The organism is Paenibacillus sp. 1A_MP2 (assembly GCF_052244825.1).
GTDB lineage: Bacteria > Bacillota > Bacilli > Paenibacillales > Paenibacillaceae > Paenibacillus > Paenibacillus vandeheii.
Map to the genome: position 1 here is coordinate 4,732,334 of NZ_JBQQCS010000001.1, position 21,590 is coordinate 4,753,923.

A 21,590-nucleotide genomic window follows, 5' to 3' on the forward strand; every position below is an offset into this window, starting at 1 on the left:
TCCTTATTTGTCTGTCAGGTGACGAACGGCCTGCGCCAACTCCTCCGGCTCCTTGGTCCGGACAAGTTTAGGCGGATCCAAAGGAGCAAATCCCGTTGGAGCTTTCGTCTCAGATGGTGGAAGGTTCTCCCCAGAGGAAGCGTTCTGTCCATGTTTGAGCAAGTCGTTCAGCTCTTGTCCATCGTCTTCGAGTTTAATGTCCACCTGTGAACCTCTTAGTTCTTGAGCGCCCGGTGAATCATAACCATATTCATCCCCCTCTACCTGAGGGTTCAGCAGCAATCCCAGTCCCCAGCGCAAACCATAAGCAAGGACAAACCAGGCTACAAAGCCGATCAACCCGCGAATTAAACTGGTCATCAACACATTGCTGCTGTATGCTACAAAAAAAGTCAGAATAAATCCGACTATGCCTGCTCCAAGATTAATGCGGTAGTTTCCTATCATGTCTTATAGTTCCTTTACACCCATTTGGACACTTCGAATAGTCAAAAGTCCAGTTTCACAATCCATTTCAATCGTTCGTCCATAATTCCCACCGGTATCTTCGGCGAGAAGTGGAATTCCAAGCTTCTCTAACCATTCGCGACAAGAATCCGCATTCCTCGGTCCGATACGCATCGTATCCCCTGCCCCCGAGAAGGCAAACATCTGAGACCCTCCAGCCATTTTGGACACAATACGTGAACGAGAGGCACCGAGTTGTATCATTCTTTGTAACAATTCCGGCAATGCCGTATCTGCATATTTGGCTTTGTTCAACGTTCCTTCACGAGCAATCTCTGAAGTGGGGAGCATGACATGCGCCATTCCGGCAAGCTTCAAATGCGGATCATACATCGTTAATCCCACACAAGAGCCCAAGCCAGTCGTACGGATTACGCCGGGAAGATGAGCAATGTTCAAATCCGCCATACCGACTTTAACGACGCTTTTGTCTTCAATCATGATCCAGTGGCACCCCTAAAGATTCAAATATCTTAGCAAATGAAGGCGGATCCGGAATCAGGAAAAATTGACCCTCTACCTGATCTTCGCCTTCAAAGAAAGAAGTGTCAATCAATAATGCATCGTCGCCCATTTCACCAAACTGCAGCAAACCATAACTTAAAATGGCTCCAGCCATATCAATAGCAAGTCCAGGTACGGTCGGATACATAGCTAGTTTTGTGAAATCTGCCAAAGAAGAAAGATACGAACCCGCCAGAATATTCCCGATTTCGGACAGAGCAGATTGTTCCATTTCCGTGAATGCAAGACCTTCCTTCAGATCAAAACCGGCAAGCCGGTTCAGCAGCATTTTGGCAGCCTCAGGTGCCATCATAAAGAAGAGATTGCCTGGTGCTTCGCCTTCAACACGAAGAAATACGGTAACAACAATACGTTCATCTCCGCCCACTTTCTCAGCAACTTCTTCAAAAGGAAGCATCTGTACTGTAGGTACACCCATGTCAATCGGTCTATTGAGAAGCTGAGACAACGCCGTTGCGGCGTTGCCTGCTCCAATGTTACCGACCTCTTTGAGCACATCCATTTGGAATCCCTCAAATCGGTTGAACAGTTCCACGGTGTTAGCCCTCAATACTTTCCAGCTGTACAATCTCGCTTTTATTTAATACTTCGTTGAGATTAAGCATGATCAACAAGCGCGTATCCTCCAGCTTGGCTACACCGCGCAGGTATCTTGCTTTAACTCCACCAACTACTTCAGGCGGACTATCAATAGCATCACGCTTGATGTCAATAACATCATTGGCAGAGTCAACGATAAAGCCAACTTGCATGTCGTCCACGCCTACAATAACAATACGTGTTTGATCGGTATATTCTGTTTCCGGCAAAGAGAATCGACCACGCAGGTCAATGACGGGAATAACAACCCCACGTAAGTTAATAACCCCTTTTACAAAAGAGAAGGTCTTGGGAACACGGGTAATAGGCATCATACGCTCAATCGTCTGAACCTTGTCTACCTCAATACCATACTCTTCGGAACCTAATTTAAAGACAATGACTTTCAACTCTTCTTCCATGGATAAAACCTCCCTATTAAATGTAAGATTTATCTTGTGTGCTTACTTAATAAACGCATTAGGGTCAAGAATCAGAGCTACTTGTCCGTCTCCCAGAATTGTTGCACCAGAGATCCCTTCAATGGCAGGAAGATAAGTCCCCATCGATTTAAGAACAATCTCACTCTGTCCAATAAATTCTTCAACAGCTATAGCTGCAAGACGTTCACCTTTGCGAATAACGACGATTTCAGTTTCTTGTTCGTCCGCATCATTGAAATCAGGCACCCCGAAAACTTCGCTCAAGGACAGGTACGGAATTAAAGACTCACGGAACGTGATCATTTTATTGCCATGAATGTTGCGAACCTGTTCACGCTGCACAATAGCTGTCTCCACAATGGAGGACAACGGAACGGCATATTTCTCGGAACCAAGTCGGACAAGCATCGCAGCGATGATAGACAAGGTTAAAGGTAATTGAACGGAGAAGTTGGTACCTTTACCCGGTGTCGAATGAATGGTTACATTACCACCAAGGGAAGTGATTTTGGATTTTACAACATCCAAGCCTACTCCACGGCCGGAGATATCCGAGATTTTATCTGCGGTACTAAAGCCTGGTGCAAACAACAGCTGATTGACTTCATCATCACTCATCTTGGCACCTTGTTCTTCGGTAACAACGCCACGTTTGACAGCTGTTCTCAACAGATTATCGCGATAAATGCCTTTACCGTCATCTTCGATTTCGATAAATACATGATTTCCGCTATGGAAGGCGCGAAGGTTAACTGTCCCCAATTCCGGTTTACCCGCTGCCACACGCTCTGCGATCGATTCAACACCATGGTCTACAGCGTTACGCAGCAAATGCACCAGCGGATCGCCGATCTCATCGATTACCGTCCGATCAAGCTCCGTTTCGGCACCCGTAATGACCAGATCAATCTTTTTGTCCAGAGTTTTAGCCAGGTCACGAATCATACGAGGGAAACGGTTGAATACCGTATCCACAGGAACCATCCGCAATTTCAGTACAATATTTTGCAAATCTGTACTGACTCTGCTCAGATGAGCTACCGTGTCAGACAAATCATTATTACCCGTCTCGCTGGCCAACTGCTCCAAACGGGAACGATCGATCAGTAACTCGCTGAACAAGTTCATCAGTACATCCAGACGTTCTATATCCACACGGATGGTACGTGAGGGTGCAGCAGCTTGTTTAGGTGCAGCTGTTTTGGTCGCTGCCGGCTTCTTTGGTTCTTCTTTCGATGAAGAAACCGATTCCGGGGATGCATCTACTGGAGCAGGAACAGGTGCAGCTTCCTTTTCAGCTGTTGCCGCTGCCTGATTGGTCATTTGCTGAAGAGTCTCTTGATCCAGCTGAATGACTTTGGCACTCTCAATTTCAGAGATGCTCATAATGCCTTTTTCAAGTTCCTGCGCCTCTTTGGTTGTTATGTAATACAACGAAAAACTGCGCTCAAACTTCTCTTGTTCGATATCCTGTACTGTTGGGAACGATTTAACAATTTCACCCGAGCGTTCTAACAGATCGAAGACCATATATGCACGTACGCCCTTCAGCTGGCTCTGCTCGCTGACAAGAACTTCAATATAGAGCACACGGTGACCTTCAGCTATGGACTGATCCAATACGGAGTACTGGAATTCGTCCAGTTCAACCGCACTTGGTGTTACTGTACTTGATGATTGGTTTACTGCGGCTGCTGGAGCAGTACCTCCGGTCCATTCACCACTCTCAATGGCTTGGAGAGAGGCTACGATGGAAGAGACATCCGCTTTACCCTCTCCACCTTCGGTAATATCCTGAACCATTGTTTCCAAAGCATCCAAACTCTTGAACAGGGTATCAAAAATGAAATCCTGCATTTTCAACTTTTCATTACGTACCAGATCCAGCACATTTTCCATTTTGTGCGTCAATGACGCCAGATCCTCAAAACCCATTGTAGCAGCCATACCCTTCAACGTATGAGCGGAGCGGAATATGACCTGAACAATTCCCAGATCCTCCGGACTGCCTTCGAGTTGAAGCATATTTTCGTTAAGGGACTGCAGATGATCATTAGACTCATCAATAAACATAGATAAATATTGATTCATGTCCATTGTGAGGCACCTCCTCCATGAGTTACACTCCGTTTATTTCACAGCTTGAACAAGTTTAGGCGCAATCTCCTGCAATGGCAGTAGATGACGCACGCATTGCAGCTCTACAGCAGAACGCGGCATACCATACACAACACAAGTTTCTTCATTCTCCGCAAAGGTTGATGTGACACCGGCTTCATACAATTTTTTCATCATACGAGCGCCGTCACTGCCCATCCCTGTCAGCAAAACCAGATGTCGTTGCAATGACGTGTACGACAGCAGCGACTCAAACATCGTATCTACTGAGGGCCTGTGACCATTGACTGGTTCTTCCTCTGTCAGCTTTATGGTAAATCTTCCGTCTGCCGTTTTGTTGACTTTGACATGAAAGCCACCTGGAGCAATGTAGGCTGTCCCTTTTCGTAGAACCATTCCTTCCTCAGCTTCAACCACATGCAGTTCACTGAATGTATTCAAACGCTGGGCAAGGGACCGGGTAAAATTAGGGGGCATATGCTGAACAATAATGACTGGAGCCGGTAAATCACCTGGCAGCTGCTCCAGCAAAGTCTTGAGGGCTCTCGGTCCCCCAGTTGAACAACCAATAGCCACAAGCTTGTTGAATGAACCGTCTGCTCCCCCTGCTCCCTTATGGGACGGGATTACCTTGGCAATATCCTTGGATGGTTCGGCTGAAGCGGCTGCTGTCTCCTGTTCAGCCAATCGAGACGTATTGGACAAATGGTTTCCCTTGGGAAGCTGCGTTGATTTGTTCGCCTTTGCTAACTTGTCAGTGCTCGTATCCGAGGCTCCATTTGCATCTCGTAAACGCTCCGGCTTCTTGTCCAAACGTCCCGCATTCTGATTCGTCAGTGGAGCAGTTGGCTGCTTCGGTTTTGCTCGCAAGGATTCAGATTTATCACTACCAAGTCGTGTTCCTGACTGGGCAGGTTCTATCGTTTTCTTCAAAAGACCTTTGCGGTCTTGTAAAGGTGAGTCAACCTGAACTCGCTGGGACTGATGCAGCAGTTTGCTTTGCGCTTCATCCCGATTCTTCTTCATGGACGCTTCTCGATCGGCTTTTCGCTTGATTTCATTCATAGCTGCTCGCATCCGCTCAATCAGTGCTTTACCTACTTGGGCAATATCCTGATCATGCACAATGGATGGCTTACGAATAAAGTCAAATGCACCGGCCTCGAGCGCCATGATGGTCTCCTTCATGCCTTGTTCATTAATTCCCGAGAGCATAATTACCGGAACGAAAGATTGCTTCATGATCGATTTTAATGCATCCAAGCCATTCATTTCGGGCATCTCAACGTCCATTGTGATGATATCCGGCTTCAAGTCTATTGCTTTTTGAATGGCTTCCTTACCATTTGATGCTGTTGCCGTAACCTTAAACTCCGAATCTGCTTCTATTAAATCCGAAACAATTTTACGCATAAAAGCGGAATCATCGACAACCAATACTTGATACACCGCCATGTTGTTTCCACCCCTGTTTCCTTTATTCAGAGATCATGTTGTCCGCTTTAGCCACTTTTTCATAAAACCTCTGATTCCTGTCAAGGTTTCGGTTCCCGATCCCGGAGCAGCAGGTGCAGCCAAGTAGTGTTGTGCCAGTTTCTCAATATCCCTGGAAGCTTTGGCATTCGGATATGCCAAACTGTATGGCACTTGCCTTTTAACTGCCTTTACCACTTGGGCATCTTCGGAAATGTATCCAAGCAGCGGGATATCGATCTGTAAAAATCTCTTTGCCACTCCAGCTATTTTCTCCGCCACCCGTTCCGCCTCTTGCTGGTCTTCAACCCGGTTTACGATCATCCGAAAGGGTGTAGCATTTTCCTGGCCATGCATAACTTTGACTAAAGCATAAGCATCGGTTATTGAAGTTGGTTCAGGTGTGGTGACGATCAGGCATTCATCGGCTGCACCGATAAATTTCATATTTTCTTTGGAAAGTCCTGCTCCTGTATCAAAAATGACATAGTCCATCTCCTGAGCAATCTCTTCAACTTGCCCAGCAAAAAACTCCAGATCTCGATCTGACAATGAGAACAATTCTTGCATCCCCGAACCTCCGGCGATATAAGGCAACCCGCTTGCACCAAGCTGTATGATTTCCTGTATGGATTTCTGTCGGTATAACAAGTGGTACAGATTATAGGGAGAAGAGGTTCCCATTAAGACATCGATATTAGCCATCCCTATGTCTGCATCAAATACTAATACCTTTTGCCCCAATGCCTGTAAACTCAGTGCAAAGTTAAGTGTAAAATTGGATTTACCAACCCCTCCCTTTCCACTGGCAACGGTTATGATCTTGGAGGAACGTGAATTACGTCCCCTTTCTTCCACTCCGCTAGGCATGGAGACCATACTTCTGAGTGAGGCTGCCTGGTCCTTCATCGTACAAGCTCTCCTAACAATTGTTTGGTCAGAGAATCCGCATCAGGCTTGAGCAAATCATCAGGCACATTTTGGCCGTTAGCCACATAAGCAAGTTTGAGTGGAAAACGGTGCAGCAGATTAAACATCGGGCCGCAGCTTCCGGTCTCATCCATCTTCGTAAAGATGACCTTATCCAGCCCATATTTGCTGAAATGCTCTGTAATTTGAACCATATCGGCACTTTTGGAGGTCATGCTCATAACCAAAAAGGTTTCACTATTTTCCACAGGCGCGAGTAAGCTTTGCAATTCTGAAACAAGCAACTCATTTCTGTAGTTTCTTCCGGCTGTATCCATGAAGATCAGATCACATTCTTCAAGACGGGAGATCGCACGCTGTGTATCACCTGGAGATTGTACGACCTCAAGCGGGACATTTAAAATGGATGCGTACGTTCTTAGTTGCTCTACCGCTGAGATCCGATACGTATCTGAGGTGATAAACCCTACCTTTCGCTGTTTGTTGAACATCTGTTCAGCAGCCAGCTTGGCAATCGTAGTTGTTTTACCAACCCCTGTTGGCCCAGCTACATATACAATACGTGTGGTCGGCAAAATGCCTGCATCGATACGTTTCTCCAAAAACTGTGATATTTCCAATTGAACGGCTTGAACGGCTTCTACTTCAGTTAATCCTTTTTCAGCAAGTACCGACTGAACAACGTCAAACCATGATTCCCATACTTCTGGCCAAATGTCTTGCTCCATCAACCTTTCTCGAAGAGCATGAAGCTCCTCCGGTACCGGGTCTGCCGAAGCTCCTTGCTTAGACAACTTGGTCATCATCAGTTTGAGCTCCTGCAATTCAGACATCAGCTGGTCTTGCTGCGGATTGATCTCCTGCTTCTGCTGCCCACTGGCAGATGTTAAACCCGAAAAATCCGCCCCTTGCGGTCGCGGTTTATGCTCGAAACTCAAAGAAGATCTGCCGTTGCTCATGTCCGAACCGATTTTACTCGATTCAGACACAGCAGGGGCATCCGTCAATCTCTCTTGCACATGTTTGTCGGCTGTATTTACAGCCGATTCATCAGAAGCGGCGACAAACGAATGAGCCGTTTGTCGATATGCTTCAGGTACAAATGCGCGAGGCACGGGTGTGAATTGGTTTTGCACTTGCTTTGTTGCTTGTTTTTTTTCTTCCTTATCCACTGCTGCTACAACTTCGATCCTTTTTTTGCGGAACATCCCCAGCATACCGCCCACCTTGATTTCTTTGGTGGACAGAATGACGGCATCACTTCCCAGGTCTTTGCGAATTTGAAGCATAGCTTCGGGCATGGTCTCCACGACGTATTGTTTTACTCTCATAAGTTCACCACCCCGACACTTTGGATTTCAACATTCGGCTCCAACTCACTATAGGAAAGCACTGGTATATCCTGCATGGTGCGTTCGATCACCTGGCGCAGATACATACGAATGGTTGGAGAAGTTAATACAACAGGCTGCTGACCAGACTGGATTAATCGATTGACTTGTTCAGTCAACTTTTGATAAACACTCTGCGTTGAGGCCGGATCCAATGCAAGGTAACTGCCTTGATCGGATTGCTGTACACTCTCAGCAATTTTCTTCTCCAGACCAGGTCCAACAGTGATTACTCTAAGCGTCTCTCCTTTTTGAGAGAATTGCTGAGTAATCTGACGAGAGAGAGATTGTCTCACGTATTCCGTCAGTACATCCGGATCTTTGGTATACGTTCCGTAGTCAGCCAGTGTCTCGAAGATTGTAACCATATCACGAATGGAAACTTTCTCACGCAGCAGCTTGGCGAGTACTTTCTGTATATCTCCGATAGAGAGGACAGATGGAATGAGTTCATCCACCAGCGCAGCATAATTCTCTCTGAGATTATCCACAAGTGCTTTCGTTTCTTGTCTGCCAAGTAACTCATGCGCATGTTTCTTAATCAATTCAGTCAGATGTGTTGCTACAACGGAAGGAGGATCTACAACCGTATATCCTGCAAGTTCAGCTCTGTCTTTGGTTACTTCATCAATCCATAACGCTGGAAGTCCAAAAGCTGGCTCTGTCGTTTCTATACCTGTTACAGACTCTTCTTCGTAACCCGGGCTCATCGCCAGATAATGATTTAACAACAGTTCCCCGCCGCCAACCACATTACCCTTAATTTTGATGACATATTCATTCGGTCTCAATTGGATGTTATCCCGAATGCGGATTACCGGAACAACTAACCCGAGTTCAAGAGCACACTGTCTTCGTATCATAATGATCCGATCCAACAGGTCTCCACCCTGCTGATTATCAGCCAGAGGAATCAAACCATACCCAAATTCAAACTCGATAGGGTCAACCTGAAGTAAGTTAATTACACTCTCTGGACTTCTCACTTCTTCTATCTGTTGCTCCTCTTCCATTTGCTCCTCCGCGACTTGCTTCTGATTCAGGTTGTTCTGCATTCGCCAACCCGAATAAGCTAGCAAACCTGCGAGAGGCAGCGTTGTGATAATATGGATCGGAGTGAAAAATCCGAGCATTGCTATTACAAAGGCTACAATATAAAGGAGCGTCGGGTATGTAAACAATTGCCCCGTAATGTCATCGGCCAGGTTACCTTCCGATGATGCTCTTGTCACAATTAGACCTGCTGCTGTAGAAATTAGAAGTGCAGGAATCTGACTTACCAATCCATCCCCGATAGTTAATACGGAATAGGTGGACAGCGCATCAGCAAAAGCAAGACCATGTACTGTCATTCCGATGATAAAGCCGCCAATCAGATTGATTAGGAGAATAATGATGCTCGCAATAGCGTCCCCTTTTACAAACTTACTCGCACCATCCATGGCTCCGTAAAAGTCCGCTTCACGTTCAATTTTGGAACGTCGTTCACGCGCCTGCTGCTCATTAATTAGTCCAGCATTCAAATCTGCGTCAATACTCATCTGCTTACCAGGCATCGCATCGAGGGTGAACCGTGCTGCTACTTCAGCTACACGCTCGGAACCCTTCGTTATAACGATAAATTGAACAACGACGAGAATTAGGAACACAACAAATCCGATTGCAATCTGTCCACCGGCTATCCAGCTACCAAAGGTGGCTACAACAGATCCCGCGTTTCCTTGTCCCAGAATCAGTTTCGTTGTCGATATGTTGAGTGCTAATCGAAACAACGTCGTGATCAGCAACAACGCAGGAAAGATGGAAAATTGCAGTGCTTCTTTGCTGTTCATCGCAACAAGCAGTATCATCAGTGCAAGTGAGATATTGATGACAAGCAGCAAGTCCAACAACCAGGTTGGGATCGGGAGAATCATCATCAACACGATGCCGATGATACCCGCAAGGACAGCTATATCTTTTGTTTTCAATGGATGTACGGCCTCCGATCCCCTGTTATTTCGTTCTGCCCTTTAATTTATATACATAAGCCAGCACTTCGGCTACCGCTTGAAACAAATCAGCCGGTATAGCGTCACCAATCTCGGCTCTCTGGAACAATGCCCGTGCCAGCGGCTTGTTTTCCATTGTAATGACACCGTGCTCTTTGGCAATTTCCTTAATGCGCAAGGCGACGTAATCCTGACCTTTGGCTATAATCTGCGGTGCTTCCATCTCAGACCCTTCATACTTAAGCGCTACGGCAAAGTGAGTTGGGTTAGTGATAATCACATCCGCTTTGGGAACTTCCTGCATCATGCGCTGAACAGCCATACGACGCTGACGCTCCCTGATTTTCCCCTTGATCAGTGGGTCACCTTCCATTTTTTTGTATTCGTCTTTGATGTCTTGTTTGGACATCCTAATGTTTTTCTCGTAATCATACTTCTGGTACATATAGTCGAGTACGGCAAGTACTAACAGGGCTACTGCAATCTTGATCCCCAAGTTTAAGGTGATTGAAGCCGCAAAATGCAGAATCGCATCTAATGAAAAATGTGAAAGCGAAGCAATATCTGACTGATAACCTGTGATGGTACTGTAAACCAGGAAGCCGATTATCGACATTTTCATTATGGATTTAGCAAACTCCACCAAAGAACGAAGAGAAAAAATGTTTTTGAACCCTTTAATCGGATCCAACTTTTCCAGTTTTGGCTTTAAGCCCTCTCCTACAAGCAGGAAACCTACCTGCATGTAATTGACGATTAACGCAACCAGTACTGCACCGAGCAAAACAGGAGCAAGCAATAACATCACCTCGATGCCATAACGCATCAATAAGGCTACGACGTTCTCCCCAGTGACCTCCATACTCAGCCGATTAATGAAGATGTCTGTAAACAGTCGAACCATACGTTCTTTGTAAAAGTTACTGAACATCATCATGATCAAAAAGGTGGATAGGAGAATGGATGCGCCGGACAGCTCCATACTTTTGACAACCTGTCCTTTTTTTCGCGTATCCTGCCTCTTTTTCGGGGTAGCCTTCTCTGTTTTTTCCCTGCGAACATCTGGAGGTCGAGTTGATATTTCATTTGAATCTTGTCCTCCGTTTCACTCAGCCCGGCCTTTGTCCAATGGTCCCAAGCAATTTTTCCATGGATCTGAACATTACTTCGAACAATTGACTAAACACAAAGGCAAAACTGGGAACCAGCAAAAGCAAAATAGCAAGCCCAACGAGTACCTTAAGCGGCATTCCGACGGCAAATACATTAAATTGAGGAGCCGTCTTTGCCAAGAATCCCAATCCTACATCCGTCAAAAACAGGGCAACAACAATCGGTGCAGACATCTGAAAAGCCAACATAAATGATTCACCTAATGTACGCACCAAAAATTCAGCAATACTTCCATCTGCCAATCGTATAAAGAATGCGTTCGACAACGGAATCCAGCGATAGCTGTATACAATGGCATCGAGCAGATAATGATGTCCGTTCATTGTCAGAAAGAGTAATATAGCAAAGGCATATTTGAAGTTACCTGTAAGCGGTGCAGAAGCACCAGTCATTGGATCAAATACGTTAGCCATACCAAAACCGATCTGAAGATCAATAAAAGTTCCTGCTGTCTGTATAGCTGTCATTAACAGATAAGCAACAAAGCCTAGCAGCAAGCCAATCAATATCTCTCGGATGACCAGCAGGATATAACTCAGATCCGTAGGTACAACCTGGTCTATGCCGTATACCATATACACAGTTAAGGTTACAAATGCCGATAAACCAATTTTAATAGAATTCGGCACATTCCGAGCCGAGAAGACAGGTGCGGTTACAAAAAATGATGCTATTCGACAAAACATAAGCAGAGCGACAGGAAAACTTTGCAACAATGTCTCCATCTGCAACAGCCTACCCTATGTATCTGTATAAATTATCGAGAATGTTATACGTGAAATCGACCAGTATATTCAATATCCAAGGACCAAACAAAAGTACTGCCAGAAGTACGGCAATGATTTTAGGCACAAAGGCCAGTGTCTGCTCCTGAATTTGAGTTGTTGCCTGAAAGACACTGATAATGAGTCCTACAACCAGAGCTAGAATAAGCATGGGTGCGCTGGCCAGCAGTGAAGTATAGACCGCTTTCCCGGCCAGACCGATAATAAACTCCGAAGTCATGACCGTCCTCCTTTAATATTCCGGCTCAAGTGTTAAAACTCAGCAACAGTGACTTCACGACCAGATACCAGCCATCGACAAGCACAAATAGCAGTATTTTAAAAGGTAATGAGATCATGACAGGCGGAAGCATCATCATCCCCATAGCCATGAGCGTACTCGCCACTACAATGTCTATAACCAAGAATGGAATAAAGATCATGAATCCCATCTGGAATGCTGTCTTCAACTCACTGATTGCATATGCCGGTACCATCACAGTAATCGGAATATCCTGGTATGTGCTGGGCTTTTCGGTTTGATTGTACTTCATAAACAGCAATAGGTCTTTCTCCCTGGTGTGGGAGAACATAAATTTCTTCATGGGATCCGCAGCTTTTTCCAACGCCTCGGTTTGTGTGATGTCTCCCTTGAGATAGGGCTGAAGCGCTACCTGATTGATGGATGACAACGTCGGTGACATAATGAAAAGTGTCAGAAAAAGCGCCAAACCGACCAGTACCTGATTGGGTGGCATTTGCTGCGTACCCAAGGATGTCCGCACAAACCCGAGAACGATAACAATCCGGGTAAAACTGGTCATCAGTACTAGCAAAGCTGGCGCTATACTAAGTACCGTGATCAACAGGATAATGGAAAGTGAACTCGTGCTTGGTGTGCTCCCATCCCCGTTTCCAATTTGAATGTCAATATTCGGAATTGGTTCGGCAAAGGCAGCAGTGACGGAGGCCAGACTGAAGAGCCCTATGAAAAAACACGCTAACCAAATCTTTTTCTTCATGAATCCCTCGACCGATCTGTAGTATTGTCTTCTTCCAGGACCTTCTCCATCTTCTCTTTACGGTTAGGCATCTGCCGAAGTTTAGATTCAAACAGTTCGTGAAAAGAGGTTGTATCCTCAAGTTCCATTTCCCGCGGCGGTTCATCTTTGCGCAAGCGGGCTGCCAGCTTTGCAATGAGTGGCGAGAGGCTTCCCTGTTGTGCTGAAGCATCCCGTTCAAATGAATCAATGATTCGCTGTGCCTCTTCAAGATCCGAAACCTTATCCACCAGCTGTATGTCATCACCCACACCGAGTAGATAAACGCTACCGCCAATTTCTATAATTTGCAGCGACTTGTTTGGTCCCAGTCCGACTCCACCCAAAATACGAATTGTGCCGTTCCGGAACCATCGCTGATTCCGTTTGTTTAGAAAACGAATCAGGTAGACTATAAGAACCAGAATGACGGCCAGGACAACAATCACCCATACAAGCTGAAAATAATAATTGACTCCCGCGCCTACATCATTTGGAATCTTATCCTGAGCCATCATCATGTCTCTTAAACGCCCAGCGTTTTGCTGATTGCTTCGATAACCCGGTCAGATTGGAACGGCTTCACGATGAAATCTTTAGCTCCGGCTTGAATTGCATCAATAACCATCGCTTGTTGACCCATCGCAGAGCACATAATCACTTTTGCGTTAGCGTCAATTTTTTTGATTTCTTTCAATGCTGCAATACCATCCATCTCAGGCATGGTAATATCCATGGTGATCAGATCAGGACGAAGCTCCTTAAACTTCTCAATTGCTTGTGATCCATCCTGTGCTTCGCCAACGACCTCGTATCCGTTTTTGGACAAAATGTCCCGGATCATCATTCTCATAAATGCAGCGTCGTCCACGACTAAAATTCGGTTTGCCATCTTGATTCAAGTCCTCCCTAAATTGTGCTTATTGTAATTTCTGAATGCGGTCCCATTGGCTTACGATATCTATAACACGGACACCAAAGTTTTCGTCGATGACGACAACCTCACCTTTGGCAATCAGCTTGTTATTCACCAAAATATCGACAGGTTCACCGGCCAGTTTGTCCAGCTCGACAATTGAACCTTGTGACAGTTCTAAAATATCCTTAATTTGCTTCTGGGTCCTTCCTAATTCTACGGTGACTTTAAGGGGAATGTCCATCAATAAATTCAAATTGTTTTCGTCTACCTGGCCGAACGCCCCATTTTGCAAATTGGCGAATTGAACCGGTTGTACGTTTACATTCCTGTTCGGCACACCGCCGTAATGCTGCGGTACACCATATGGTTGCTGCGGAGGCATGCTGTAAGGCTGCTGTGGCGGCATTCCTTGAGGCGCCCCCATCGGAGCCTGTCCATATCCATTATAGTCTTGAACAGGCGGTTGTTGCGCCTGTGGCGGCATCTGTTGCTGAACAGGCGGTTGCTGAGGGGCAACAGGTGCTGCTGCTGGTGTTGGCTCAGGTGTCGACGCAACTGGCGCACTGGCAGTAGACTCTTGGGCTCCTCCAATCAGCATCTCTACCATTTCTTTCGCAAAGTGTACCGGAAGCAGCTGCATGAGATTGGAATCGATCAGATCACCAATCAACAGACGGAAGGATACTTGAATCAACGTCTCATCTTCTGGAAGATTGCTGACTCCCTCACCACTTTCCATATTGAGAATATCAATTCCCGGAGGAGAAATATTCACGAAACGGTTAAAGATTGTGGACATGGATGTAGCAGACGAACCCATCATCTGATTCATTGCTTCCTGTACTGCACTGATATGGATTTCATTCAGTTCTTCATCGACCGGATTCCCTTCGCCACCAAGCATCAAATCGGCTATCACTTGCGCATCCCGTTTTTTGATGACCAGCGAGTTGATTCCTTCAAATCCATCTACATAGTTTACATGGACGGCAACGTGAGGCTTAGGAAACGCTTCATCAAACTGTGTCCGGCTAATGATGGACACCTTAGGTGTTGTAATATCTACTTTTAGGCCCAAAAGCGTGGACAAAGCTGTCGCTGCACTACCAAATGTAATGTTACCGATCTCTCCCAAGGCATCCTGTTCCAGCTCGGTCAAAAAATCATCAACTGTTTTCTCAGCCGGTTCCGAACTGTTCATCGATTCCGATTGTCTGAGCAAAGCATCGATTTCTTCTTGGGATAAATAATCCTTACTCGTCAAATTCTTCAACTCCTTCGGTGACAATCTTGTCTATTTGCACAGCCACACGATCCTTGATCGTTCCCGGGCTTCCCATATACTTCAGCCTGTCTCCAACTTTAATGGACAGTCCCTCATCAACGGGTTTGTTCAACGTAATGACATCGCCAACAGACAGTCCCAGAAATTCAGCAATCGAAATTCTGGATTCTCCTAATTCCGCAACGACGGGCAATTTGGCTTTGTTCACACGCTCTTTGAGAGCATCATATTCTTCTGGAGCTCTCGTCTTTTTCTCCGAAACAAACCACTGATGAGTCGACAACCGGGACATAATAGGTTCAAGAACGACATGCGGGATACACAAATTGATCATACCTGTGGTGTCACCGATTTTGGTGCTCAGCGAGATCAGAGCAATGGTCTCATTGGGAGATACAATCTGCATAAATTGCGGATTGGTCTCCAGCGCTTCCATTCTTGGAGAAATATCCAACACGGTCTTCCAGGCTTCCTGCAAACTCTCAAACGCACGGCTGAAAATCCGCTCCATAATCGTCGTCTCAATTTCCGTCATCGATGCGATCTTTGTCGGTGCATTTCCTGTTCCACCTAGCAGACGATCCAGCATTGCATAACCCACGTTGGGATGAACCTCCATTACCATCCGTCCCTGTAATGGCTCCGCCTCAAATATGTTCAATATCGTCATCTTCGGAATAGAACGGATAAACTCGTCATAAGGCAACTGTTCAACCTGAACGACATTGATCTGAACGAACGTCCGCAGTTGGGCTGAAAAATAAGTGGTGAGAAAGCGTGCAAAGTTTTCGTGAATACGGGTCAAGCTTCGAATATGATCTTTGGAAAAACGAACCGCCCGCTTAAAATCGTACGATCTAATTTTCTTTTGAGTTTCTTCCTTTTTCAATTCCTCAGCATCCATCTCACCAGAGGAAAGGGCAGCTAATAGGGCGTCAATCTCATTTTGTGATAATACATCCACCATGTTCTCACCCCCTTACAGATTTACAGCGTGTCCTGTTCATTACATTGGCGCCATCACAAAAGCAGAAAAACTAGTGCTGGCCAGCTTACCTTCTGGCAAAGCTTCATTAATAAGCTCGGTCAATTTTTTATTAAATTGAATACGACCTTTTGCTGTAGCCAGTTCATCAGACTTGGTATCCGCAAACGTCTGGATGATAATAGGCTTCACCGTAATTTCCTTGATTTTCTCAAAATCTTCTTTGGCCTTTTTGTCGGATAATTTGAAAGAAAAACTTACAACGACAACATGGTCTATATCAGCCAAATTGGTTTTAATTTCTCCAAGCTCTGAGGAAACTTCGACAATCTCATCCGCAGTCATCTTCTTCTCTGCAGTAGCTGCCGTATGTGTATCAACCTTATTCCCGTTCTGTCCTTGCATAAATACAAACACAACCACCACAAAGAGTGTTATAGCTAGCAAGCTCGTTGCAAGCCAAGGCAACATCTTTTTCATCAGGACTCCTCCGTTTGCTGCACTTTGATAGTGGCTGCCTGAACCCCGATTTCACGGTTGTAATCTTTAATTTTGGAAATGACTTCATCGGCCTTTTCAAGCACAATAAGTCTCTTTCCGGTTACCAGAGTAATATACGTGTCTGGTGTCTCTTCCACAATTTCAACCATCAGCGCATTTAACCACATGGGAGAACCATTTAACCGCGTAACCGAAATCATGCTAAGCCCCCTCGATCAGAGTGGAGGAGCAAGCTCCCCACGCATTAAAAATTACTAATCAGTTATTAACGTTTCAGGTTAACAACTTCCTGAAGCACTTCATCCGACGTTGTAATAATTCGTGAGTTCGCCTGGAATCCACGCTGAGCGACGATCATCTCTGTAAATTCTCCAGTCAGATCCACGTTGGACATTTCCAATTGGCCTGCAATAATTGAGCCTGTTCCATCTTCTGCGCTATTGGCAGTCAAAGGTTCAAGTGCACCATCTGGATTGGCATTTGCAGTCATGCGATACAGGTTGCCCCGATTTTTTCAAGTCCTTCCGGATTGACAACTTTACCGATCCCAATCTGTGCACCTGGCTCGATAGTTCCATCAGCCATGGTTTGGTTGATCGTTCCGTCCTGACCAATCGTAAATGAAACAACATCATCAGGAATGGTAATGTTACCACCACCGCTGTCCATTACAAACAGACCGTCTGAAGTCACCAAGTTGCGTGCCGCATCAACGTGGAAATCACCGGCACGAGTAAGGTAGGGAACTTCCTGATCTTCGCTCAATCGTACCAGGAAAAAGCCATCTCCATTAATACGCAAATCTGTTGGATTGTTTGTAGTCATCGGACTTCCTGCAAGATGCAATGTGTCAATAGATCCTACAGATACACCCAAACCGATTTGCTTCGCATTCACACCACCGGATGGAGTATCAGTCGGTGCAGTCACCCCTGCAGTGGTTTGGCTCATAATATCTTTGAACATGACACGACTACCTTTAAAACCAACCGTATTTACGTTCGCAATATTATTACCAATCACATCCAATTTCGTTTGAAAACCCCGCATCCCGGAAACGCCTGAGTACATTGATTTCAACATTTTTAAAAATCCTCCCAGCCTTAATTTGGTTACCGCGTCAGTCGGTCAGCGGCATTCCGGCTCCCGAGAAGGGCCAGCCGGTCAAGAAATAATTACAGCACTGTCAATCTGGGTGAATACATTATCCTTCATACTTTCACTATCCATGGCTGTAACGACAGTGCGATTTTTGACATTAACGATAAAAGCCATATCATTCATCAGAATCAAGGATTCCTTGGCTCCTTTGGCAGCAGCCTTATCCAGGGCAGTGCCAATCTGTTGCATCTGCTCAGTCTTGAGCTCAATACCACGCTGTTCCAACCTTTTGGCAGCATGATTACTCAATTTAAGAAGATTGTCTTCCAAGACCTGTGCAAAAGGGCGTTCAGGTACATTGGACGCTTCTCCCGCTTTGGAGCGATTAAGCAAACTAGGTGTAATTGGGCCTGTGTACAGTTGACCTACTGTTATCCGTTCACTCATAACGTGTTTCCATTGTCTTCAGGCTGCACTGATGTTTCTGGTTCCTTGCTTTCGGTCGTGTCAGCAGAATCTGCAGCGTTCTGAACCGGAGTTTCATTTTCCTCAGCCTGTGTTGGATTGGTTACCTGAATAATTTCATCCAGCTTGATTTCGTCATTGCCTACTTTTGCGTACTGAACACCATCTCGTACGATGATGGAATCCACAATGCCTTGACGCAGGGTTCCGTTATCCTCTTTATTAGAAGAAAGCCAACTGATCTCGCGGCCAATCATGCCAGACACAGTCCCAAGAGACTGATTTAAAGTCTTGAGCTGAGATGAGATATTCACCAGTTGTTCTACCGAACTGAACTGAGCCATCTGAGCAATAAACTCCTTATCCTCCATCGGCTGCATCGGATCCTGATTCTGCAGCTGGGTAATCAAAATTTTGAGAAACTGATCCTTACCTAACTCCTTTGTTGCAGCGCTTGTTGTAGCTTTATTCGCTGCCGAATAGTTAGGCCAGGTATTATTGGTAGAAATCGCTTCATTAGCCATCTTTTCACCTCATTTCTGATTAAGCCTCTGCTGTAAACGTGTCTCTTCGCTGGTCATTACCTTCTTCATGCTCACTGCGCCAGTTGCGTAATTCTTCCTGGAGAGTTGCTGTAGTTACAGCATCATCCGATTGTTCTTCACGTTCACGTGAGCGGCGTTGCTGCTGAGAATTGCTTCCTGGCTGGCGACCACCATCCTGATACATCTGTGAACCAAGTGAACTGTTCTGAGTAACCTCAAGTCGTTCCACTTGAATGCCTTGAGCTTGAAGCGAGCTGCGCAGCTGCATCATTTGCTGTTCCAGCATGTCTTTGGCCATCGAATGCTCGGTCATAAAACGTGCAACCAATTGTCCATTTTGCAAAGTAATCTGTACATCCAGCTTACCCAGATGCTCTGGACGGAGTGAGATCGTCGCCTCCGAGAATCCCTTTTGCTGCACAATATCCAACTTATTCACAACAAATTGTGTCATCTCTTTTGCAAACTGGGATGCTTGCATGACAGGCTCAGCCGGTTTACCTGCTGATGTACCTGATGAACGTAAGGACAACTCTCCTGCGGTGATGATACTGGAATGATCCACTTCTCCAACTTCATTTGTAGTAGGTGTTGAATCCGTTTCAACTGTAACTTTAGTTCCAGCATTTGAAGCTGCCGCAACAAGAACTTGTGGTACCACAGAATCTTGCTTGGACGTTTGAACGGGATTGGTTGGAGCCACTTGCACCGCCTGATCCTTAGCGACCACTAATGTATCCAGAATGGATTTAAGTTCAGTCCACCCTTTGTTAAGACTGGTGTCAACGCCAGCATCTTGCAGCTGACTTTGAAGAGATTGAAGCAGGTGCTTGAATTCTGGAGCATTCTTGGCAACTGTACTATCCGGCTCGGTCATTCCAGAAATCAGCTGTGTAAGCACATCCTGTAATACAAAGCGCACTGCTGCGGGATGCTCGGCCAAATCAATTGCTGATGCTGCACTTCCCGCTTCAGTTGCAGGCTCGTCAGAACCTTCAGCTTGAGTACCTGAAGCAGCGTTTAATTGAGCATACATCTGCTGAATCAAACTTTGTAAATCCCCTAGTAGCGACGGATCATTTTCCAAAGCTTCATCTAACGAATCCAAATCTGCAAATAACGAACTCAAGATATCTGTAATCGATGTCGGTTCTTCGTCCTCACTAGTTGCAAAGGTAAACATTAGCGGATTCGCTGTTAAACTCCCTGCTGCTGCTGAACTGTTCTCCGCCGTTGCCCCACCGCTTAATGATTGGGCAAGAGTTTGCAGAAAATCACCGCTTCCAGCAGTTGCACCTTTGGATGCAGTTCCAGCAGTCTGAGCTGCTCCTGTTGTCTTGGCGGATGATGTGGATGTCATCTGATATACAATCGACATTTGTTTTCACCTCCTCTCCGTAGTAAACAGACGCTACTAATCTTACTTGTTACCCATTAATTTATTTAATATTTTTGCAGTTTCAACCGAGTTTTCAGTCGACATATTTTCAAGTAATTGAGAACGCGTTGCATCGTCAACAGAATTCAAAATGGTCAAGGTTTTATCCGGACTCAGCTTGTATGTTTCGAGCAATAGCTTCGCTCCACTAGAGGCCGACATCGAAGCAAACGTTTGACTAAGCTGATTTTTATCCAAATTTTTGGAGTTAGTCGTAGACGCCGTAGATGTCGTTGCAGTCTCTTTCTTTAAGCGGGATTGCAGTGCATCCAGGGCCAGATCACCGGATGGTTTCGCATCCTTCATCATCATCGTGACATCAGCCGCTGTTTTGGGGTCCATTTTCTCCAGTACCTTAGTCCGTGCAGCCGATTGCATCGCGCTCAGAAGCAAGACCATCTCTTCATTCGTCATATTTTGCAAAATTGGCGCGGCTTTACTCGGACTCATGTCCGCATACATCTTAGCTAAATCTTTGATCTGTTTCTGATAATCGGACTCCGTCTCCGGCGTTGTTGTCGCAGCGGTTTCAACAGCTTTTTCCGCATCATCCAATTTCTTTTGCAAATCAGTTGCTTTTTTGGCCTCAGTCGTTGTGGCTTCCTGTGCTGCCTTGAGCTCAGTTTCTTTTGCATTTACCTGTGCCTTCAGCTTTTCTATTGTCGCTTCTGCACTTTCAACCTGCTGCTCGCTCTTCTCCAGTTTCTTTTTCTCCGGATCTAGCACAGGATCAGGTACCCAGTCTTTCACGACAGGAATTTTGTTAGCTACTTCAAGCAGGTTGTTGCGAATATCTACATTAAATAGAGTGAGCAAAACACCTAACAAAACCACAGTGAACACAATTGGGATTGAAATCATCAAGAACTTTTCCCAACCGCCGCTCGACTCTTTTCCATATCTGTGTCTTTAACAGCCATTGTTCATTCCTCCTTCACGAGACAACTTCGCGTCCGGCCCACATCAATTCGCGCGTCCGGCTTTGGCAGCGAAGCGTACAGTAGCCATCTCGTCCAGATCGTTCTGTTCCCGGAGGAGCATCTCCTGCTGAAATTTGATTTTGGCCTTGTCTCTCGCCCCAAGCCATACTTTTTCGTCCATCATTCTGCCGTTCAGAAACGTCTGATTCCGTTGCACATTGACCTGAGCATGTCTGACATCACTACTTTTACGTGAAATGCACTCATCAAGGTGATGGACATACCGCTGCATCTCCTGCAGGCTGGATACAGAAGCACTACTTTCCGTAGCGGATTGAATGACATCAATCATTTCCCTTTATCATTCATTAGTTGTAAAAGATGCTCTTCCTCTGTCTGAAGTTTACCGATCGCTGTGGATAACATCCACTCCGCTTGCGTTTTTTCATTGCTTTTCAGGTCAACAACTTTCTGGAAATGATATCGAAATTTCATCG

22 protein-coding genes and 3 pseudogenes are annotated in these 21,590 nt (G+C 45.6%); all 25 read right to left on the reverse strand.

Annotated features, from left to right (window positions below):
* Positions 1 to 3: 3 nt before the first annotated feature.
* Positions 4 to 447, reverse strand: a complete 444-nt coding sequence (locus tag ACTWJ7_RS23080) for a hypothetical protein (RefSeq protein WP_024630237.1) — start codon at positions 445 to 447, stop codon at positions 4 to 6.
* 3 nt (positions 448 to 450) lie between these two features.
* Positions 451 to 948, reverse strand: coding sequence for a chemotaxis protein CheD (locus ACTWJ7_RS23085; protein ID WP_024630236.1), 498 nt, complete (start codon positions 946 to 948; stop codon positions 451 to 453).
* Positions 941 to 1,534: a chemotaxis protein CheC gene (locus tag ACTWJ7_RS23090; RefSeq protein ID WP_094936499.1), complete on the reverse strand. Its 594-nt coding sequence runs from the start codon at positions 1,532 to 1,534 to the stop codon at positions 941 to 943. The genes ACTWJ7_RS23085 and ACTWJ7_RS23090 overlap by 8 nt, the downstream gene beginning before the upstream one ends.
* A gap of 37 nt (positions 1,535 to 1,571) precedes the next feature.
* Positions 1,572 to 2,033, reverse strand: a complete 462-nt coding sequence (locus tag ACTWJ7_RS23095) for a chemotaxis protein CheW (protein ID WP_024630234.1) — start codon at positions 2,031 to 2,033, stop codon at positions 1,572 to 1,574.
* A gap of 42 nt (positions 2,034 to 2,075) precedes the next feature.
* Entirely contained in the window at positions 2,076 to 4,151 is a 2,076-nt protein-coding gene (locus ACTWJ7_RS23100; protein WP_079346956.1) for a chemotaxis protein CheA, read from the reverse strand.
* A 33-nt stretch (positions 4,152 to 4,184) separates the two neighbouring features.
* Entirely contained in the window at positions 4,185 to 5,627 is a 1,443-nt protein-coding gene (locus ACTWJ7_RS23105; protein WP_301879237.1) for a protein-glutamate methylesterase/protein-glutamine glutaminase, read from the reverse strand.
* 33 nt (positions 5,628 to 5,660) lie between these two features.
* Entirely contained in the window at positions 5,661 to 6,554 is an 894-nt protein-coding gene (locus ACTWJ7_RS23110) for a MinD/ParA family protein (protein WP_079346960.1), read from the reverse strand.
* Positions 6,551 to 7,906, reverse strand: coding sequence for a flagellar biosynthesis protein FlhF (gene flhF / locus ACTWJ7_RS23115; protein ID WP_301879238.1), 1,356 nt, complete (start codon positions 7,904 to 7,906; stop codon positions 6,551 to 6,553). The genes ACTWJ7_RS23110 and flhF overlap by 4 nt, the downstream gene beginning before the upstream one ends.
* Positions 7,903 to 9,936 carry a flagellar biosynthesis protein FlhA gene (gene flhA, locus ACTWJ7_RS23120; RefSeq protein ID WP_024630229.1) on the reverse strand — a complete coding sequence of 678 codons (2,034 nt, stop codon included), beginning with the start codon at positions 9,934 to 9,936 and terminating at the stop codon, positions 7,903 to 7,905. The genes flhF and flhA overlap by 4 nt, the downstream gene beginning before the upstream one ends.
* A 25-nt stretch (positions 9,937 to 9,961) precedes the next feature.
* A pseudogene (gene flhB, locus ACTWJ7_RS23125) lies at positions 9,962 to 11,043 on the reverse strand (flagellar biosynthesis protein FlhB).
* 23 nt (positions 11,044 to 11,066) lie between these two features.
* The gene (gene fliR / locus ACTWJ7_RS23130) at positions 11,067 to 11,855 is read right to left on the reverse strand and encodes a flagellar biosynthetic protein FliR (RefSeq protein ID WP_024630227.1); all 789 of its coding nucleotides are present in this window, start codon (positions 11,853 to 11,855) and stop codon (positions 11,067 to 11,069) included.
* 10 nt (positions 11,856 to 11,865) lie between these two features.
* Positions 11,866 to 12,135 carry a flagellar biosynthesis protein FliQ gene (gene fliQ / locus ACTWJ7_RS23135; protein ID WP_024630226.1) on the reverse strand — a complete coding sequence of 90 codons (270 nt, stop codon included), beginning with the start codon at positions 12,133 to 12,135 and terminating at the stop codon, positions 11,866 to 11,868.
* 25 nt (positions 12,136 to 12,160) lie between these two features.
* A complete protein-coding gene (gene fliP, locus ACTWJ7_RS23140) occupies positions 12,161 to 12,916 on the reverse strand; it encodes a flagellar type III secretion system pore protein FliP (protein ID WP_053783804.1) in 756 nt (251 codons plus the stop codon).
* Positions 12,913 to 13,449, reverse strand: coding sequence for a flagellar biosynthetic protein FliO (locus ACTWJ7_RS23145; RefSeq protein ID WP_053783803.1), 537 nt, complete (start codon positions 13,447 to 13,449; stop codon positions 12,913 to 12,915). The genes fliP and ACTWJ7_RS23145 overlap by 4 nt, the downstream gene beginning before the upstream one ends.
* A gap of 11 nt (positions 13,450 to 13,460) precedes the next feature.
* The gene (locus tag ACTWJ7_RS23150) at positions 13,461 to 13,826 is read right to left on the reverse strand and encodes a response regulator (RefSeq protein ID WP_017689175.1); all 366 of its coding nucleotides are present in this window, start codon (positions 13,824 to 13,826) and stop codon (positions 13,461 to 13,463) included.
* A 28-nt stretch (positions 13,827 to 13,854) separates the two neighbouring features.
* On the reverse strand, positions 13,855 to 15,117 hold the full coding sequence (gene fliY, locus ACTWJ7_RS23155) for a flagellar motor switch phosphatase FliY (protein WP_079346964.1): 1,263 nt from the start codon (positions 15,115 to 15,117) through the stop codon (positions 13,855 to 13,857).
* A complete protein-coding gene (fliM, locus tag ACTWJ7_RS23160; RefSeq protein WP_024630222.1) occupies positions 15,107 to 16,105 on the reverse strand; it encodes a flagellar motor switch protein FliM in 999 nt (332 codons plus the stop codon). Before fliM ends, fliY begins: the two co-directional genes overlap by 11 nt.
* A gap of 39 nt (positions 16,106 to 16,144) precedes the next feature.
* Positions 16,145 to 16,603 carry a flagellar basal body-associated FliL family protein gene (locus ACTWJ7_RS23165; protein WP_301879240.1) on the reverse strand — a complete coding sequence of 153 codons (459 nt, stop codon included), beginning with the start codon at positions 16,601 to 16,603 and terminating at the stop codon, positions 16,145 to 16,147.
* Entirely contained in the window at positions 16,603 to 16,824 is a 222-nt protein-coding gene (locus ACTWJ7_RS23170; protein WP_024630220.1) for a flagellar FlbD family protein, read from the reverse strand. Before ACTWJ7_RS23170 ends, ACTWJ7_RS23165 begins: the two co-directional genes overlap by 1 nt.
* A 65-nt stretch (positions 16,825 to 16,889) precedes the next feature.
* A pseudogene (flgG, locus tag ACTWJ7_RS23175) lies at positions 16,890 to 17,707 on the reverse strand (flagellar basal body rod protein FlgG).
* Positions 17,708 to 17,788: 81 nt separating this feature from the next.
* The gene (locus ACTWJ7_RS23180) at positions 17,789 to 18,172 is read right to left on the reverse strand and encodes a TIGR02530 family flagellar biosynthesis protein (protein ID WP_301879242.1); all 384 of its coding nucleotides are present in this window, start codon (positions 18,170 to 18,172) and stop codon (positions 17,789 to 17,791) included.
* Positions 18,169 to 18,714: a flagellar hook capping FlgD N-terminal domain-containing protein gene (locus ACTWJ7_RS23185; RefSeq protein WP_301879243.1), complete on the reverse strand. Its 546-nt coding sequence runs from the start codon at positions 18,712 to 18,714 to the stop codon at positions 18,169 to 18,171. Before ACTWJ7_RS23185 ends, ACTWJ7_RS23180 begins: the two co-directional genes overlap by 4 nt.
* Positions 18,715 to 18,733: 19 nt before the next feature.
* On the reverse strand, positions 18,734 to 20,113 hold the full coding sequence (locus ACTWJ7_RS23190) for a flagellar hook-length control protein FliK (protein WP_301879244.1): 1,380 nt from the start codon (positions 20,111 to 20,113) through the stop codon (positions 18,734 to 18,736).
* A 42-nt stretch (positions 20,114 to 20,155) separates the two neighbouring features.
* The gene (locus ACTWJ7_RS23195; protein ID WP_443145905.1) at positions 20,156 to 21,034 is read right to left on the reverse strand and encodes a MotE family protein; all 879 of its coding nucleotides are present in this window, start codon (positions 21,032 to 21,034) and stop codon (positions 20,156 to 20,158) included.
* A gap of 102 nt (positions 21,035 to 21,136) precedes the next feature.
* A pseudogene (gene fliJ / locus ACTWJ7_RS23200) lies at positions 21,137 to 21,588 on the reverse strand (flagellar export protein FliJ).
* Positions 21,589 to 21,590: the final 2 nt, after the last annotated feature.

Coding starts and splice junctions, on each gene's coding strand:
- ACTWJ7_RS23165 (WP_301879240.1), bottom strand. CDS start 16,603: ATGAAAAAGATGTTGCCTTGGCTTGCAACGAGCTTGCTAGCTATAACA.
- ACTWJ7_RS23185 (WP_301879243.1), bottom strand. CDS start 18,714: ATGGCTAATGAAGCGATTTCTACCAATAATACCTGGCCTAACTATTCG.
- ACTWJ7_RS23110 (WP_079346960.1), bottom strand. CDS start 6,554: ATGAAGGACCAGGCAGCCTCACTCAGAAGTATGGTCTCCATGCCTAGC.
- fliR (WP_024630227.1), bottom strand. CDS start 11,855: ATGGAGACATTGTTGCAAAGTTTTCCTGTCGCTCTGCTTATGTTTTGT.
- fliM (WP_024630222.1), bottom strand. CDS start 16,105: ATGGTGGATGTATTATCACAAAATGAGATTGACGCCCTATTAGCTGCC.
- ACTWJ7_RS23145 (WP_053783803.1), bottom strand. CDS start 13,449: ATGGCTCAGGATAAGATTCCAAATGATGTAGGCGCGGGAGTCAATTAT.
- fliQ (WP_024630226.1), bottom strand. CDS start 12,135: ATGACTTCGGAGTTTATTATCGGTCTGGCCGGGAAAGCGGTCTATACT.
- ACTWJ7_RS23195 (WP_443145905.1), bottom strand. CDS start 21,034: ATGATTTCAATCCCAATTGTGTTCACTGTGGTTTTGTTAGGTGTTTTG.
- ACTWJ7_RS23080 (WP_024630237.1), bottom strand. CDS start 447: ATGATAGGAAACTACCGCATTAATCTTGGAGCAGGCATAGTCGGATTT.
- ACTWJ7_RS23150 (WP_017689175.1), bottom strand. CDS start 13,826: ATGGCAAACCGAATTTTAGTCGTGGACGACGCTGCATTTATGAGAATG.
- ACTWJ7_RS23085 (WP_024630236.1), bottom strand. CDS start 948: ATGATTGAAGACAAAAGCGTCGTTAAAGTCGGTATGGCGGATTTGAAC.
- ACTWJ7_RS23090 (WP_094936499.1), bottom strand. CDS start 1,534: ATGGATGTGCTCAAAGAGGTCGGTAACATTGGAGCAGGCAACGCCGCA.
- ACTWJ7_RS23180 (WP_301879242.1), bottom strand. CDS start 18,172: ATGAGTGAACGGATAACAGTAGGTCAACTGTACACAGGCCCAATTACA.
- ACTWJ7_RS23190 (WP_301879244.1), bottom strand. CDS start 20,113: ATGTCGATTGTATATCAGATGACATCCACATCATCCGCCAAGACAACA.
- flhF (WP_301879238.1), bottom strand. CDS start 7,906: ATGAGAGTAAAACAATACGTCGTGGAGACCATGCCCGAAGCTATGCTT.
- ACTWJ7_RS23095 (WP_024630234.1), bottom strand. CDS start 2,033: ATGGAAGAAGAGTTGAAAGTCATTGTCTTTAAATTAGGTTCCGAAGAG.
- ACTWJ7_RS23100 (WP_079346956.1), bottom strand. CDS start 4,151: ATGGACATGAATCAATATTTATCTATGTTTATTGATGAGTCTAATGAT.
- fliP (WP_053783804.1), bottom strand. CDS start 12,916: ATGAAGAAAAAGATTTGGTTAGCGTGTTTTTTCATAGGGCTCTTCAGT.
- ACTWJ7_RS23105 (WP_301879237.1), bottom strand. CDS start 5,627: ATGGCGGTGTATCAAGTATTGGTTGTCGATGATTCCGCTTTTATGCGT.
- ACTWJ7_RS23170 (WP_024630220.1), bottom strand. CDS start 16,824: ATGATTTCGGTTACGCGGTTAAATGGTTCTCCCATGTGGTTAAATGCG.